The sequence below is a fragment of the Pantoea sp. GD03673 genome (assembly GCF_029844725.1).
Lineage (GTDB): Bacteria > Pseudomonadota > Gammaproteobacteria > Enterobacterales > Enterobacteriaceae > Pantoea.
Map to the genome: position 1 here is coordinate 53,842 of NZ_JAOCKJ010000004.1, position 16,346 is coordinate 70,187.

Sequence of the window (16,346 nt, forward strand, 5' to 3'; positions counted from 1 at the left end):
CCTGACAGTAATTGATAATTCGCGTCGCGAAAAATAGATTGTCGCCACAAAAATAACGATCTTAAAACACACCTTTATTTCATTCAGGGAGGAATAGAGATGCAAAAACGTAATTACGCGTTAGCGTTAATTGAAATAACTGCCGCAACATTAGCATTAACAGCAATAAGTTCAGCACCGGTTTATGCCACTGGATTTATAGACGACGCCTCGCTTAAGGGAAATGTTTTTTACTGGCAGCGTCAGCGGGACCGCAGAGACACCGACCCATCAAGTGAATATCAGGGCCAGTATCGGGCTAATTTACATCACACCTCGCTCAACAGTAATCTCGACTTCCAGTCTGGCTATGCCGGAGAGTGGATTGGTCTTGATCTCGCCGTTTTCGGCGCGGCTGAGCTCTCCAGCAGCGGCCCCGCTGCGCCTAATGAAATTGGCTTCAGTAAGGCGCGTACCCGCTGGGATGAAAAGTGGAATGGCGACAGCGGCGGTGCCTCTGTTTATAAAGCCGCGATGAAGTTTAAATATAACGATTACTGGTTACGTGCCGGTTATATTCAGCCAGTCGGTCAGACACTCATGGCACCGCACTGGAGTTTCTTACCCGGCACCTATCGCGGCGTTGAAGCAGGCGCGCTGTATGACTTCCAGCAGGCGGGGGAATTATCGCTTTCCTGGATGTGGAGCGATAAATATAAAGCCCCCTGGTATCGTGACTTATATGATTTCCGGCAGGCAGACGGCAAAACGCATATCCGTTATCTGCATTCGTTCGGCATGAAATATGACTTCAAAAATAATCTGGTGCTGGAAGGCGCGTTTGGTCAGGCAGCGGATTATATGGATCAATATTTTGCCAAAGCCTCCTGGTCGGCCACCCCTTACGGCAATGCACTCTACACCAGCTATCAGTTTTACGGCGCACACGACAAGGTTTCAGGCGGTGCCGCTAATTCCCGTGATGTCTATGACGGCCTGGCGTGGTTACAGGCAATCACCGTCGGCTACAACGTCGGCCCGGTCGATCTGCGGCTCGAAGGCAGCTGGGTTAAAGCAGAGGGGAATCAGGGTTTCTTTCTGCAACGCATGACGCCGGGGTACGCCAGCTCTAATGGGCGACTGGATATCTGGTGGGATGCCCGTTCCGACTGGAACGCCAACGGCGAGAAAGCGATCTTTGCGGGTGCGATGCTCGACTTAACGCCGTGGCAGCTGGCGGGATGGAAAGTGGGCGCATCCTACGTCTGGGGCTGGGATGCCAGACCCGCTTCGCTGCCCACCGTTGATCAGAGCCAGCGGCTGAAAGAGTCTGCCTGGAACCTGGATCTCATCTATCAGGTCCAGCAGGGCCGGGCCAAAGACACCCAGTTCAAACTGCACTACACCCGCTACGACAATCACAGCGATCTGCCCAGCTACAGCGGCGGTTACGGCAACATCTTCCAGGACGAAAAGGACATCAAATTTATGGTTATCGTACCGTTTACGCTGTTCTGACGCCCTGCGGACTCCCGGATATTTCTTCATCAGCAAGGATGAATCACTATGTTTAAGCTAAGCCTTATCGCGCTCACTCTGCTGGGCGTTGCAGCGACAGCACACGCCAGCCCCTCAGAGCAGCAGGTCGTGAATCAAATCAGCCAGTTTGGCGTCACCTATGCGGTGAACGACAATCAGGCTGCCCTGAATGGCACCGACTGCGCCGCGCTGGGTGCCGACTATGCCGCCTGTAATCGCGCCACCATTACCCTCACCAACAATGGCCCGGCACTGACGGACAGACACTGGGCTATTTATATGAGCAACGTCCACCAGACGCTGCGGGTCGATAACGATCAGTTTAAGATGACGCATTTGGTTGGCGACTTAACCCGGCTTGAACCCACAGAGAAGTTCACCGGCATTGGCGCAGGCGAATCGGTGGAGATTCCTATCGTAAACGAATACTGGCAGCTGTTTGTCAGCGATGTTATGCCGCGCTGGTATGTCACGTCAGGGCAGGCAACCCCCAAAATTATTGCCAGCACCGACTTTGAAGATTCCAGCCATTTTGTGTTACCGCTGGGTGATCACTGGCGACGCAGTGCCGATGACAACAACGTCCTGATGCAGCCCGCCAGCCGATTTGAGAAAAACAATGATGTTGCCACCCTGCCCGCCTCTGCGCTGCGGGGCCAGATCACACCCACGCCGCTTGAGGTGAAACTCCGTCCACAGGACGCCGATCTCAGCCGTGGCGTCAGTCTGACGCTGACCGGGCTTAGCAATGAAACCGCTGAGGCAGTGAAACAGCACCTGGCCCTGCTCGGTCTGAAAGAAGCGTCTGATGGGTTCGCTATCACGACGGCGATCAAACCGGGCCAGTTCAGCGGCGACCAGGCTAAATCGGGCGCATACGTTCTTGATATCACTCCCCGTCACGCCACCGTGGCAGGCTACGATGCGGCCGGTGTTTTCTACGGTCTGATGTCGATCCTCTCGCTCGTCCCCACAGAGGGCACGCCGCGCATTGCCTCGCTGGAAGCCCATGATGCGCCCCGCTATTCCTACCGCGGCGCGTTTCTGGACGTTGCCCGCAATTTTCACAGCAAACAGGCGGTGATGCGACTGCTCGATCAGATGGCGGCCTGGAAGATGAACCGCTTCCACTTTCACCTCAGTGATGATGAGGGCTGGCGCATTGAAATTCCCGGCCTGCCGGAACTGACGGACGTGGGAGCTAAACGCTGTCATGACCTGACCGAACAGCGCTGTCTGCTGCCGCAACTTGGCTCCGGTCCGTTCAGCGACAACAACGGCAGCGGCTTTTTCAGTCGTGCCGACTACATCGACATTGTGAAATATGCGCAGGCGCGCCACATTCAGGTGATCCCGGAAATTGATATGCCTGCCCATGCCCGTGCGGCAGTCATCGCCATGGAAGCACGCTACCAGCGGCTGATGAAAGAGGGAGAACCGGAACAGGCCAGCGCTTATCGCCTGATCGATCCCACCGATGACTCCAATACCACGTCGGTGCAGTTCTACGACCGCACCAGCTATCTCAATCCCTGCATTGACACCTCGCAACGCTTTGCCGACAAAGTGATTGGAGAGATTCAGGCGATGCATCAGGAAGCGGGACAGCCCCTCGATATCTGGCATTTTGGCGGCGATGAAGCGAAGAATATCCGGCTGGGCGCAGGCTATTCTGACAAAAATAATCCTAAACCAGGCACCGGTCTGCTCGACTGGCGTAAAGAAGATCTGCCGTGGGCGAAATCACAGGCGTGCCAGGCGCTGGTGAAGAGCGGCAAAGTGGAAGATCTGGCGCACCTGCCGGGCTATTTTGCTCTGACCGTCAGTGAAATTGTTAACCGGCACGGCATTGGCAAAATGCAGGCCTGGCAGGATGGTTTAAAAGAAGTGACCAATGCCGCCGCTTTCGCGACCCCACACGTGGCGGTCAACTTCTGGGATACCCTCTACTGGGGCGGTTTTGACAGCGCCATGGACTGGTCTCAGAAAGGTTACGACGTTGTGATTTCCAGTCCTGACTACCTCTATCTGGACTTCCCGTATGAAGTGAACCCGCTGGAGCGGGGCTATTACTGGGGCACGCGCTTCAACGACGAGCGTAAAATTTTTGGCTTCGCACCGGACAATCTGCCGCAGAATGCGGAGACCTCGCGAGATCGCGACGGCAACGTCTTCAGCGCTAAATCAGAGAAACCGTGGCGCGGTGCGTATGGTATTTCGGCCCAGCTGTGGAGCGAAACTGTGCGTACTGACGACCAGATGGAGTACATGATTTATCCGCGTCTGTTTGCGGTCGCGGAACGAAGCTGGCACCGCGCCAGCTGGGAGCGGGATTACCAGCCTGGACAGGAGTACACCGGCGGGAAAACGCATCATGTCGATCAGCACGCACGTCTGCATGACTGGCAGCGGTTTGCCAACCTGCTGGGCCAGCGGGAACTGGCGAAACTGGATAAGGCGGGTATCGATTATCGTCTGCCGGTGCCGGGCGCCAGAATTGTTGACGGCATTCTGTCGATGAATGTGGCCCTGCCTGGCATTACGCTGGAATACAGCCTGGATAACGGCACTTACTGGCAGCGTTACGATGCTAACAGACCGCCGCACGTCAGCGGTGCCGTCTCTATCCGCTCGGTGAGCAGTGACGGGCAGCGCACCAGCCGCGTTGAGACGCTGTAGAAAGCGGGAGTGGCACTGGGCTAAGAAACCAGCGCGTTAAAAGTAAAAAAGGCCGACATAAGTCGGCCTTTTGATTGCTGCCAACGCTGAAGCATGGGAAATCTGGCAGCAATGAAGAAACGTAATGCGCTGGGAACACGGTCAGAAGAGGAAAGCGTCCCACGCCCTGGGACAAAAACGCCGGGAGCGTTTTTGAACAACGCAACGCGTTGGCCCGGTAACGGGCGCACCTCAGGGATGAGGTGCGTATCACGTGGGCCGGGCATGTCATGGATGACAGCTTTTGCGTCTTTCCGATCTGACCGTGTTCCCTGTGCCAGCTCGATCACGCAGCTAAACAGGCCAGACTTTATTACCTTCAAAGCCCACACACTCCAGCCCCTTTCACACCTAAACCAGCTTCTCTTCGGGTACCGGCGACTCCACACCCGGCATCTGACGGCGCTCAATGATCATGGTTTGCGGTGTGGAGAGCAGAATGCCCTCTTTACGCAGCCGCGTCAGAATATCGAACAGCAGGTCGCTCTTGGCACCTGAGATCTGACGCTGACCCGCCACGTTACCGGTGACGCTCAGCACAATCCCCTGCTGGGTCAGATCTTTAAACGAAACAGACGGCTCCGGCGTCTCCAGAATGCGTTCATTCTCGTTGTAAACCTCCAGCAGAATATCGCGCACCTTCACCGGGTCGATATCCAGCGGGAAGGTCAGCGTAATCGTGACCACACCCTGCGCATTGCCCATTGTGGCATTTCGCACGTTCTGCGAGATAAATTGCGAGTTAGGCACTATCACGGTGGACTTGTCGCCCAGCTGGATCTCGGTGGCGCGCACGTTAATCCGGCGAATATCCCCTTCAATGCCGCTGATGCTCACCAGATCGCCAACCTTGACTGGCCGCTCGGTTAACAGAATCAGCCCCGAGATAAAGTTCTTCACAATCTCCTGTAAGCCAAAACCGATACCTACCGACAACGCACTGACGATCCACGCCAGCTTGTTCCACTGCAGCCCCATGATGGACAGAGTCAGCAGGATAATCAGCACATAACCGATGTTGCTGAATAGCGTCACCAGCGACACCCGCATCCCCACATCCATGGTGGTTTTTGGCAGGAAATCGGTGTCGAGCCAGCGGCGCACCGATCGCAGCACATAAATACCGACAATCAGGCAGATTATCGCATTCACCATGTGCGCGGGCACGATGTTCAGGGATTCGAGTCCCTTACCGCCCCAGAACTCAATCACTTTTTGCAGCAGCTCAATCGGCGTTGAGGAGGCAAACGTGCCGTTGACCAGCGCCAGCGCCACAACCAGCACCAGGAACGTTTTACCGATGGCCGTCAGCAGCGTGGCCGTCTGCTGCAGGTGACGCTCATTGATATTGAGCGAACTCTGAATGCGGCGGCCGGTGGCATTACTGGTGGAAAACAGGCTCTCACAGCCATCATTCAGCAGGTGACTCAGGAAGTAGAATGAGCCAAACAGCAGGCCGCACCAGATCACCTCATAACTCAGGAAGCGTGCCAGGGTGACGTAACCGATCAGCAGCGATACCAGGATCGCAATCGCGGTCAGCGTCAGACCCATCTGGATTAGCCCGACCAGCGTTGAGCGTGCTTCCGGCGGGGTGCCCGCCAGCGTCATACGACGACGCACCCGGTTAGTGCGCATGCTGATCGCCAGCGCGGTGGTGCCAATCAGCAGTGCGGTCAGGCCGTTGGCAAAAATGGTGGTGTTCAGGCTGGTGCCGACGCTGTAGTTGAACGCTTCAACCGTCTGGAAAATAAAGACCAGCACCGCGGTAATCGGTGGAAACGGTTTTAACGCCATCGCCACTTCATTGGAGATGGTCGGTAAGCGCCAGCTGGGCCGACGGGTAGAAAGGAACGCGCGTCCCAGTCCGGCAATCAGGCCACAAAAGACGCTGAGTTGCACCAGCCGATCAACAAAGTCCTGAACGTTTTCAGAAACCTCATCACGGCGGGTAAACGCCAGGGCGATAAAGTTAAAGGTGAGGACAACCGCCACCAGCGTGGTGAGGGCTATCGCTGCCGCCAGGAAACTGCGACGCAGCTTCCCTTCCGGCAGTTTATTAATGCTGACCCAGGCCAGAAACTCTTCGCTGTAACGACGGCCCACCGTCATCACCAGCAGCGCAGCCAGCAGCCAGAAGACGCTGCCCATGCGCCAGCCCGGTTCCCATGAAAGCGCAGCGGTATCCTGCAGCTCCTGCAGGAATTCACCAATTTTCTCGCCGTCCAGATCCTGCGTACTCAGCAACGGTGACCAGAAGCGCGCCCCAAGAATACTGCCGGAGTTGAGCGCCAGCTGGCTTTTCAGCTGATCGCGACGCAGGTTAACAATCTGCGAGGAGAGCATCAGCGCGCCATTTTTGATGCCTTCGGCCTGTTTAATCTGGTCGTCGAGTTTGCTTTTCTGGCTCTCCAGCGTGTTACGCTTGCGCGTCACTTCCGGCGTCTCTTTAACGCCGCTGTCGGCTTTCGGAGCGGGCCCCAGCACCTGCAGCTGGGCCTCCAGCTGCTGGCGATCGGGAACCAGCGCCTGACCCAGCGTGTCGGCATTGCCCGATAACTCCAGCGCCATTTCATTCAGCTGCGTCAGCTTGTTTTCGCCAGCATCAACGGAAACCTGGCTTTTGATTTTGTCGAGGATCTTCTGCATTTTCGGCAGTTCAACCGCGGCATTCAGCTTCGGCGGAGCATCCTGTTCCTGAGCAGCACTGGCCGTATCATCCGCGGCCAGCGTCAGCGCCGGGGCAAACGCCACCAGCGCCAGCATTAACAATGCAAAAAAGGATCGTAGCTTAAACATATGAGTAAGATTCCGGCAGCATAAATCAGGCGATCGTCCCTCGCCAGTCGCGCGTAAGTTTAGGGCTTTACAAGGGATGGCAATATAGGAATAACGGGCATTTTTCGGGCTGATTCGGGACAGGCTGCGGCGTGAAAATCGCTGTACGCCGCTGCCTGTTTGTTCCCGGATGCCTGCTCAGCCTGCAGGCCACGCCAGTGCGCGCAACGCGCGACACCCGCTATGTTCTACTCAACCTCGGCACTGCTGGCACCATTGCTGGCAACCTGACCCGACTTCTGTTTTTTATACGCCAGGGCGGCAGCGGGCACCGGGGCAGCTTTGCCGGTTTCAATCCAGCTGCGCAGTCGGTTAGCGTCCGCGAAGTGGGTATATTTGCCAAAGGCATCCAGCACCACCAGCGCCACCGGACGATTGTTAATCATGGTACGCATGACCAGGCAGTGGCCCGCCTCGTCGGTGTAACCGGTTTTGGTCAGCTGAATGTGCCAGTCATTTTTATAGACCAGATGGTTGGTGTTGCGGAACGGCAGCGCATAGCTCGGATGGGCAAACACCGCCGTCTCCTCTTTGGTTGTGCTGAGCGCGCCAAGCAGCGGATATTCCCGCGTCGCTTTCAGTAACTTCACCAGGTCCTGCGCGCTGGAGACGTTTTGCGTCGAAAGGCCGGTTGGCTCCACATAGCGGGTCTGCTTCATGCCGAGTGACCGCGCTTTGGCGTTCATCGCCTGGATAAAGGCGTGGTAACCGCCCGGATAGGCGTGAGCCAGGCTGGCAGCAGCGCGGTTTTCCGAGGACATCAGCGCCAGCAGCAGCATATTACGGCGACTGATCTGGCTGTTGAGCTTAACGCGTGAGAAGACGCCCCGCATTTCCGGCGTCTGGCTGACATCAACCGTCAGCATCTCGTTCATGGGCAGATGCGCATCCAGTACGACCATGGCGGTCATCAGCTTGGTGATGGACGCAATAGGCCTGACCCGATCCGGGTGGCTGGAAAAGAGCACTTTATTGGTGGTGAGGTCGACAATCATCGCACTGCCAGAAGCGATCTGCGGCTGGGCAATTGGCGCAAGTTGCGACAGCGACGTCGTCGCCTGCGCCGGAAGTGAAACAATCTGCCCGGAAACGAGCAGCGCCAGCGAAAGCAGGGTGGAGCGAATTTTTGCAGGCATCGTAGAAAAAAACCCGGTTATGATTGTGTACTGTGTCAGACCGACACAGGCCGCCCGCCTCAGTCACGTCGGTGCGCGGGCTGGCAGCAGCATCATACTCTTAAGGCTAAGAAATTTCCTGGCGAGATTGTTTCCGGGCGTAAAAAGAGAACTGCCGCCAGCGCGGCGGCAGCGGTCCGTCAGAACAGATGCGGTCCATATCCCCACAGCACCACCGTCAGTGCCAGTAACACTTCAAATACCAGCACGCCAATGGCCAGCGTTGAGCCGGAAAACCGCAGGCTCTCTTCACGATCGATATTCAGAAATAAAGGAATGCCAATATAGAGCAGATAGCCGGTATAAAGCAGCGCCAGCGCGCCTGCCAGTACGCAGAGCCAGACCAGCGGATAGAGTGCCACCAGCCCGCTGAGAAACAGCGGCGTGGCGACATAACCGGCAAACACCGTACAGCGCTGAACGCCGGGACGCTGCGGATAATCACGCGCCATCCAGTGAATCACGCGTCCCATGACCGCAACGCCGCCTAAAATAATCAGGTAGAACAGGATGCCCAGCCCGATGCCGGTCGCCAGGTTAAGTTGCACATATTGCCCCTCGCCCAGATTCCAGCCCAGCTGCGTTGTACCGATAAAAGCGCAGATCACCGGGATCGCCGCCATCAGCAGAACATGGTGGGTGTAATGGTGCGATACGCTCTCATTCTCTTGCTTGATATGACGCATTTCCTGGTTCGGATGCGCCAGAAGTCCCCAGACATGGTTCATACAATCACTCCTCTGATGCGATGGGCCGCCCGGTGATGCATGCGTCTTCAGGGCAGCGTCATATCAAGTATAAACGGCAGTAAAACTTTCGTGGTGGCCGGACAAAAAAACAGCATAAATAAACGAGCCCGTGGTAGCCGGGCAGAAGCGAAGCCAAATCGCGTATAGACTGAAAGAAACCACTACCGAACAGGGAGAGTCATTTTGCATCTGGATATCAACGCATTAATTACGCAGTACGGTTATCTGGCACTGTTTATTGGCTGTATTGCCGAGGGGGAAACGTTCACATTGCTGGGCGGCGTCGCCGCGCATGAGGGGCTGCTGCATTACGCGGGCGTCGTGCTGGCGGCAATGGGGGGCGGCATTGTCGGCGATCAGCTGCTCTACTGGGTCGGACGCCGCTGGGGCACGCGCATCCTGCGCCGCTTCAGGAAGCATCAGGACAAGTTGGTGAAGGCAAACCGGCTGATTAAACGTCGCCCCAGCCTGTTCGTGATTGGCGTGCGCTTTATGTATGGCTTCCGGCTGATTGGTCCGATCATCATCGGTGCCAGCCGCCTCAACCCGATGAAGTTTTTTATTCTTAACGTTATCGGGGCAGCCATCTGGTCACTGATCTTTGTGACGCTCGGCTATTTCGCGGGTGGTATTATCGCGCCGTGGCTGCATAAACTCGACCAGCACCTGAAGCACCTGCTCTGGCTGGTCGGCGCGGTAGTCTTTGCCTTTGTGCTGCGCTGGGTGATCCGCCGCTGGCACAACCGCCGGGCGGATCAGTAACGGCTGAACAGCAGCGTCGCCAGCAGAGGCCGCCGCCAGGAATTGATCATAGCCCGGCGGTTCTGGTCACCTGCTTCAGATGACCCTGCTGGCAAGGGCGTGAGACTTACCCGCCCCGCCTGCTTCTCTTCCCTTATTCAACCGCGCGTTAACCATCTGTGCCCAAACGAAGCCGCATCGGATGGCTCAGCTATAGTTAGGATGGACACTGACAGGGAGAGAAGAATGAGTAAGGTAAAACGTAAGATTGAAGACCACGGCGTTATCGGCGATTTGCGGACCTGCGCGCTGGTTGCGAATGACGGCACCATTGATTATCTCTGCTGGCCTGAACTCGACAGCCCGTCGGTCTTTGCCGCCCTGCTCGACAGCGATGATGCCGGCCTTTTCTCCCTCGCCCCGGACTGGCCCAATGCCCGGCGTCAGCAACTCTACCTGCCCGATACCAACATTCTGCAGACCCGCTGGCTGGATGATGAAGGCGTGGCAGAAATCACCGACTACATGCCGATTTGTGATGACAAGCGCAAGCTGCCGCGCCTGATCCGCCGGGTTAAAATGGTTCGCGGCAGCGCGACCTTTGCCCTGCGCTGTTCACCGCGCCACGACTACGCCCGGGCGCAGACCCGCGCCGAAGCGCACAACGGCTGCATCGACTTTCATGCTGAGGGTCAGCCGTCGCTGCGCCTTGCCGCCTCCGTGGTCATGACGCTGGAAGATGAGAGTGCCACCGCCCTCTTTACGTTACAGCCCGGCGAGCATGCGCAGTTTGAATTTGGCAGCGTGGATGATGCACACATCGAAGCGCTGGCGACCGAACACTGCTTTGAAGAGACGCTGAACTACTGGCGACGCTGGAGCGCCCACAGCACCTATCAGGGGCGCTGGCGCGAGATGGTGCAGCGTTCAGCGCTGGTCCTGAAGCTGCTGACTTCCCATCAGCACGGCTCGATTGCGGCGGCGGCAACCTTTGGCCTGCCTGAAGAGCCGGGCGGCGAACGCAACTGGGACTATCGCGCCTCCTGGATCCGCGACGCCTCGTTCAGCATGTATGCATTGATGCGCCTGGGCTATACCGAAGAAGCCAAACATTTTACTCACTGGGTTGGCCGCTGTGTTGAAAACAGCCATCACGATGAGATGCGGCTGCAGGTGATGTACCGGCTGGACAGCGGCACCGAGCTGCATGAGATGGAGTTGCTCAATCTCTCCGGCTACGCCGACTCCCGTCCGGTGCGCATCGGCAATGACGCCTGGCAGCAGACCCAACTCGATATTTATGGCGAGCTGATGGATGCGGTCTATCTGGCCAATAAGTATGGTGAGGCGATCTCCCAGCGCGGCTGGGAGCACGTGGTGAAGATGATCGACTGGCTGTGCGACAACTGGGACCAGCCCGATGCCGGGATCTGGGAGATGCGCGGCGAACCGGAACATTTTCTGCACTCACGCCTGATGTGCTGGGTGGCGATGGATCGTGCGCTGCGTCTCGGCATGAAACGATCGCTGCCGATGCCCTATCAGCGCTGGGATGAGGCGCGGCGTAAGATCCGCGAAGATATCTGGGCCAACTTCTGGAATAAGGAGCGCGGCCATTTCTCCTCGACCCGCCACGGCGACTATCTGGACGCCTCAATGCTGCTGATGCCGCTGGTGCGCTTCGTGGGTGCCACCGACCCGGACTGGATTGCCACGCTGGATGCGATCAAAGCCAATCTGGTCAGCGACGGTATGGTGCGACGTTACAATACGCATGAGACGCCCGCCGATGGCCTGAAGGGATCGGAAGGCTCTTTTGGTGCCTGCTCATTCTGGTATGTCGAGTGTCTGGCGCGCGCAGGCCGGATTCAGGAAGCGCATTTTGAATTCGAGAAACTGCTGAGCTATGCCAATCCGCTGGGCCTCTACGCCGAGGAGTTTGACAGCCACGGTCACGCGCTGGGCAACACCCCGCAGGCGCTGACGCATCTGGCCTTAATCAGTGCCGCTTTTTTCCTGAACCGCAAACTCAGCGGCGAACAGACGCAGTGGCAACCTTAATCAGGACGCGCCCCGGAAAGCCCTATTTTAAACGCCCTGCTTTCCTGAAATGCGCTAACATCCGTCGTGAATTTACGTAAAGTATTACAGGCAGGTTAAATTCCCGATTCACAACGTAAGATTAATGAACATATAATGCGCAGCAGGTCACATTGGCCAGCATGAATTCGACACATAGACCAGCCTGAAATATGGCGATAAAGACTTGTAAAATATGAAAATTATTCGCGCTTTCGCTTCAATCGCTCTGACCCTGGCGGCGTTCAGTCAGTCAGCCTTCGCTGTGGTTTACCCGTTACCGCCGGCCAACAGCCGTCTGATCGGGGAAAATATTGAAATTACTGTTCCTGAAGACAGCAAGTTGCCGCTGGAAGCTTTTGCGGCGCAGTACCAGATGGGCCTCAGCAATATGCTGGAAGCCAATCCGGGTGTTGACGTTTATCTGCCTAAAGCTGGCAGCAAAATGATTATCCCACAGCAGCTGATCCTGCCTGACGCACCGCGTGAAGGCATTGTGATTAACAGCGCAGAGATGCGTCTTTACTACTACCCGAAAGGCAGCAAAACCGTGGTGGTGCTGCCAATTGGTATCGGTGAACTGGGTAAAGATACCCCGATCAACTGGACCACGGCGGTAGAACGTAAGAAAGATGGCCCGACCTGGACGCCAACCAAAGGTATGCATGCGGATTACGCGGCACGCGGTGAAACGCTGCCAGCCGTGTTCCCGGCAGGCCCGGACAACCCGATGGGCCTTTACGCGCTCTACATCGGTCGCCTCTATGCGATTCACGGCACCAACGCTAACTTCGGTATTGGCCTGCGCGTAAGCCACGGCTGTGTCCGTCTGCGCGCTGACGATATCAAATGGCTGTATCAGAACGTGCCGGTCGGCACGCGTGTCCAGTTCGTTGATCAGCCGGTAAAAGCGACCGTAGAGCCAGACGGTTCACGTTATGTTGAAGTTCATAACCCGCTGTCGACTACCGAAGAGCAGTTCAACTCACGTGAGCTGGTGCCGATTACGCTGACTCAGGCGGTGAGCAAAGTGCTGGTTGATGCCAGCGTCAACCAGGATCAGGTTAACGGCGCGATTCAGGGCCGTACCGGTATGCCGGTAAAAGTGAACGGTGTGGAGAATAATATCCAGACCGCACCGGTTCCGATGCCGGAAAACCCGCAGGCTGCGCCACAGGAACAGCCTATGACGCCGGTAACCCCACAGGGTGCAAACGGTGCCGCGCAGCCACAGCAGCCCGCGACTGAGCCCGCTGCACCGGTCACACCAGCAGCACCAGCAGCAGCGGCCACGACCCAGTCGTAATCGCCGCCCTGCTTTAAGAAGCCAGCGCCTGTCGCTGGCTTTTTTATTGCCTGCGTCAGGCGTTTTAACTCCCATCCTCCGCGCTGTTCCCCGCCCGGCCATCATTTTTCTGTCATATAAAGCGCGTATCACACTCCGTTAACCCGCTGCAAATCAGCATCCGGCATCAGCCACATGAGGTACATCATGAGCGAAAACAGTCTCTCCTCCTCATCAGCCCAGGGACGTCCCGATTTCAACAGCAAAGGCAGTCGCTTCAGCAAACCGCTGTTTTTCATTCTGCTGGTTGCCGGACTGGCGTTCGCCGGGCTCAACCTGGTCAATGATGTTGAAGAGACCAATATGCCGGTCACCAGCTATCTGCCCTTCTTTCTGCTGGGACTGGCGCTGCTGATTGCACTTGGCTTTGAGTTCGTCAATGGCTTTCACGACACCGCCAATGCGGTCGCCACGGTGATTTACACCCATTCGCTGACGCCCGGCGTGGCGGTGGTCTGGTCCGGTTTCTGTAACTTTATGGGCGTGCTGCTCTCCAGCGGCGTAGTGGCCTTTGGCATTATCTCGCTGTTGCCGGTCGAGCTGATCCTGCAGGCCAGCAGCGGCAACGGCTTTGCTATGGTCTATGCGCTGCTCTTTTCCGCCATTATCTGGAATCTCGGCACCTGGTATTTCGGCCTTCCTTCGTCATCGTCGCATACGCTGATTGGCTCGATTATCGGCGTCGGGGTGGCTAACGCCATGCTGCACGGTCGCAGCGGACTCAGCGGCGTGGACTGGGATCAGGCGCTGAAGGTCGGTTATGCCCTGCTGCTGTCACCGGTGGTCGGTTTTGTCTGTGCCGGGCTGCTGCTGTGGGTGATGAAGATATTTATCCGCAATCGCCAGCTTTATCAGGCCCCGAAAAGTGACCAGCCGCCACCGGTGTGGATCCGTGGCCTGCTGATCCTGACCTGTACCGGCGTCTCTTTTGCGCACGGCTCCAACGATGGGCAGAAAGGGATGGGGCTGATTATGCTGATCCTGGTGGGCACCATGCCGATCGCCTACGCGCTGAACCGATCGCTGCCCGCCGATCAGATCCCACGCGTGGCTGCGCTGACCGAAGTCACCGCGCATCAGCTACGGCAACTGCAACCGGCGGCGGCACAGCCCCCGGCGGCACGCGACGTGCTGACCGCCTTTATCGGCAGCAACCAGATGAATGCCGGCGTTTTACCGGCGCTGGCGATGACGCTTAACGAGGTGGGGGATCAGATTCGCCGTTACGGCTCGATGGATAACATTCCTGCCCAGGCGGTGACCAACACCCGCAACCAGATGTATCTGGCCTCGGAATCAATCAGGCATCTGCAGACCGCCAAAGTCACACTGCCGCAGGAGACCGAACGCAATCTGAAAGCGGTGAAAACCGAACTCGACGGTGCAACGCGCTTTATTCCGATGTGGGTGAAAGTGGTGGTGGCGATTGCGCTGGGGCTCGGCACCATGGTGGGCTGGCGTCGGATTGTGGTAACGGTGGGAGAACGGATCGGGAAAACCCATCTGAGTTATGCTCAGGGAGCCAGCGCCGAGCTGGTGGCGATGGCCACCATTGGGGCAGCCGATGGCTTTGGTCTGCCGGTGTCGACCACCCATGTGCTGTCGTCCGGCGTGGCGGGCACTATGGCGGCCAACCGCTCTGGCCTGCAATTTTCGACCCTGCGTAATCTGGCTGTCGCCTGGGTATTAACGCTGCCGGTCTCCATTCTGCTGTCAGCCCTGCTTTACTGGCTCTTCACACATTTCTGAGGGCACGCTGGCTCACTGCGGGTCAGGCAGTGAGCCGTTACTGACCCCGGTCAGGTGGTGAGGCGCTGTTGCGCATAAAGCCGCAGCGTAATCAGCAGCGCGCCCAGCACCATCAGGGCGGCAGCCAGATAGACCGACTGCATCCCCCAGTGTCCGATAAACAGTCCCGCCACCGGGCCGGTTAAGCCCAGTCCCAGATCGAGGAACGCGGAATAGGTGCCCAGCGCCGAGCCCTGATCCTGACGCTCAACCCTTTTTACCGCCTCAACGCCCAGCGCCGGAAAGACCAGCGAAAAGCCGCTGCCGGTGAGGAACGCGCCTGCACCCACCAGCCAGGCGCTGTCCGCCTGCCAGATAATCAGCAGTCCCAGACACTCCAGCAGGAAAGAGAAAAGCGACACGCGCAGCCCGCCAAAACGGGTAATAAAGCGACCGAAGCCCAACCGCACCAGCACGAACCCCAGGCTGAACAGCGTCAGCGCATAAGCCGCGCCCTGCCAGTCACGGCTGGCAAAATAGAGAGTGATAAAGGTGGCGATGACGCCAAAGCCGATGGTGCCAAAGCCCAGCGCCAGACCATAAAGCCAGACGCGGGAGAAGACCCGATGAAACGGAATGCGCTCGCCCATGCTGACCGTTACGGCAGGTTTGCGGCTGGCCATCAGATAACCGACGCCCCCCATCAGCGCAATCAGTCCGGCAAATCCACTCATCCCAAACTCACCGTTCAGCAGCACGCCCAGCGGCGCACCGACAGCCATCGCCAGATAAGTGGCGACACCGTTCCAGGAGATCACACGCGCGGTCTGCAGCGGTCCGACGATGTTCATGCCCCAGAGCGTGGAGCCTGTGCTGCTGAAGCTTTCCCCTACCCCAAGAAACAGCCGCCCGATAGCCAGCAGCGCCAGACTCAGCCAGGGCCAGTGGCTCAGCAGTGCAGCGACAATAGTCAGCACCCCGCTCATACCGCAGCAGAGCAGTCCCAGCATCACCACCCGTTTTGGCCCCAGGCGATCGGCAAGACGGCCCGACTGCGGGCGGCTGAGCAGCGTCGCGAAATATTGAATGCTGATAATCAGTCCGGCAATAAACGAGCTGAAGCCCAGATGATTTTTGACGAAGCCCGGCAGCACGGCCAGTGGCAGTCCGACGGAGAGATAGCAGAAGAAAGTGAAGATGATAACAGAGAGGATTCGTTTGTTGAGCTGACTGTTGCTCAACACAGCGGTGTCAGACATAGCAGGCTTGTGGTGTGGGAAATTTTGCCCACTATACCGTCAGGCCGCTAAGGGGTCGCCTGGTTTTTTATCACAAACCATGAACAATCGCGTGACGATCAATCGCCTGTGCGATGTCGCCCGAATTTTTCAACGCACGGATTTCACTGAATAAGCCATCGGCTTCGCAAAGCGAATGTGAGCAAGCTCGATTAAA

At 57.3% G+C, this 16,346-nt stretch carries 10 protein-coding genes; 6 read left to right on the forward strand and 4 right to left on the reverse strand.

The window, feature by feature from the left end; genetic code table 11:
* Nucleotides 1–99: 99 nt before the first annotated feature.
* Nucleotides 100–1,497 (forward strand): OprD family outer membrane porin, encoded by a 1,398-nt coding sequence (locus N5J69_RS08415; protein WP_279769542.1) that lies wholly within the window; start codon nucleotides 100–102, stop codon nucleotides 1,495–1,497.
* Nucleotides 1,498–1,545: 48 nt separating this feature from the next.
* Nucleotides 1,546–4,197 (forward strand): beta-N-acetylhexosaminidase, encoded by a 2,652-nt coding sequence (locus N5J69_RS08420; protein ID WP_279769543.1) that lies wholly within the window; start codon nucleotides 1,546–1,548, stop codon nucleotides 4,195–4,197.
* Nucleotides 4,198–4,587: 390 nt separating this feature from the next.
* Here N5J69_RS08420 and N5J69_RS08425 read toward each other — a convergent pair whose 3' ends face one another.
* The 3 genes from N5J69_RS08425 to N5J69_RS08435 form a co-directional block, all read right to left on the reverse strand.
* Nucleotides 4,588–7,035 carry a DUF3772 domain-containing protein gene (locus N5J69_RS08425; protein WP_279769545.1) on the reverse strand — a complete coding sequence of 816 codons (2,448 nt, stop codon included), beginning with the start codon at nucleotides 7,033–7,035 and terminating at the stop codon, nucleotides 4,588–4,590.
* A 227-nt stretch (nucleotides 7,036–7,262) separates the two neighbouring features.
* Nucleotides 7,263–8,210, reverse strand: coding sequence for a D-alanyl-D-alanine endopeptidase (gene pbpG / locus N5J69_RS08430; protein ID WP_279769547.1), 948 nt, complete (start codon nucleotides 8,208–8,210; stop codon nucleotides 7,263–7,265).
* Between the two features lie 179 nt (nucleotides 8,211–8,389).
* A complete protein-coding gene (locus N5J69_RS08435) occupies nucleotides 8,390–8,977 on the reverse strand; it encodes a Yip1 family protein (protein ID WP_033782385.1) in 588 nt (195 codons plus the stop codon).
* Nucleotides 8,978–9,181: 204 nt separating this feature from the next.
* Here N5J69_RS08435 and N5J69_RS08440 point away from each other — a divergent pair, with 204 nt between their 5' ends.
* From N5J69_RS08440 to N5J69_RS08455, 4 genes are all read left to right on the forward strand, one after another.
* Entirely contained in the window at nucleotides 9,182–9,760 is a 579-nt protein-coding gene (locus tag N5J69_RS08440) for a DedA family protein (protein ID WP_279769551.1), read from the forward strand.
* A gap of 225 nt (nucleotides 9,761–9,985) precedes the next feature.
* Entirely contained in the window at nucleotides 9,986–11,800 is a 1,815-nt protein-coding gene (locus N5J69_RS08445; RefSeq protein WP_279769553.1) for a glycoside hydrolase family 15 protein, read from the forward strand.
* Nucleotides 11,801–12,014: 214 nt separating this feature from the next.
* Nucleotides 12,015–13,124 (forward strand): L,D-transpeptidase family protein, encoded by a 1,110-nt coding sequence (locus N5J69_RS08450; RefSeq protein WP_279769554.1) that lies wholly within the window; start codon nucleotides 12,015–12,017, stop codon nucleotides 13,122–13,124.
* A 186-nt stretch (nucleotides 13,125–13,310) separates the two neighbouring features.
* Complete coding sequence (locus tag N5J69_RS08455) at nucleotides 13,311–14,912, forward strand: inorganic phosphate transporter (protein ID WP_279769556.1); 1,602 nt, start codon at nucleotides 13,311–13,313, stop codon at nucleotides 14,910–14,912.
* Nucleotides 14,913–14,962: 50 nt separating this feature from the next.
* On the opposite strand, the gene N5J69_RS08460 is transcribed toward N5J69_RS08455, so the two are convergent.
* The gene (locus N5J69_RS08460; protein ID WP_279769557.1) at nucleotides 14,963–16,150 is read right to left on the reverse strand and encodes an MFS transporter; all 1,188 of its coding nucleotides are present in this window, start codon (nucleotides 16,148–16,150) and stop codon (nucleotides 14,963–14,965) included.
* Nucleotides 16,151–16,346 lie beyond the last annotated feature (196 nt).

Coding starts and splice junctions, on each gene's coding strand:
- N5J69_RS08435 (WP_033782385.1), bottom strand. CDS start 8,977: ATGAACCATGTCTGGGGACTTCTGGCGCATCCGAACCAGGAAATGCGT.
- N5J69_RS08420 (WP_279769543.1), top strand. CDS start 1,546: ATGTTTAAGCTAAGCCTTATCGCGCTCACTCTGCTGGGCGTTGCAGCG.
- N5J69_RS08415 (WP_279769542.1), top strand. CDS start 100: ATGCAAAAACGTAATTACGCGTTAGCGTTAATTGAAATAACTGCCGCA.
- N5J69_RS08455 (WP_279769556.1), top strand. CDS start 13,311: ATGAGCGAAAACAGTCTCTCCTCCTCATCAGCCCAGGGACGTCCCGAT.
- N5J69_RS08445 (WP_279769553.1), top strand. CDS start 9,986: ATGAGTAAGGTAAAACGTAAGATTGAAGACCACGGCGTTATCGGCGAT.
- N5J69_RS08460 (WP_279769557.1), bottom strand. CDS start 16,150: ATGTCTGACACCGCTGTGTTGAGCAACAGTCAGCTCAACAAACGAATC.
- pbpG (WP_279769547.1), bottom strand. CDS start 8,210: ATGCCTGCAAAAATTCGCTCCACCCTGCTTTCGCTGGCGCTGCTCGTT.
- N5J69_RS08425 (WP_279769545.1), bottom strand. CDS start 7,035: ATGTTTAAGCTACGATCCTTTTTTGCATTGTTAATGCTGGCGCTGGTG.
- N5J69_RS08450 (WP_279769554.1), top strand. CDS start 12,015: ATGAAAATTATTCGCGCTTTCGCTTCAATCGCTCTGACCCTGGCGGCG.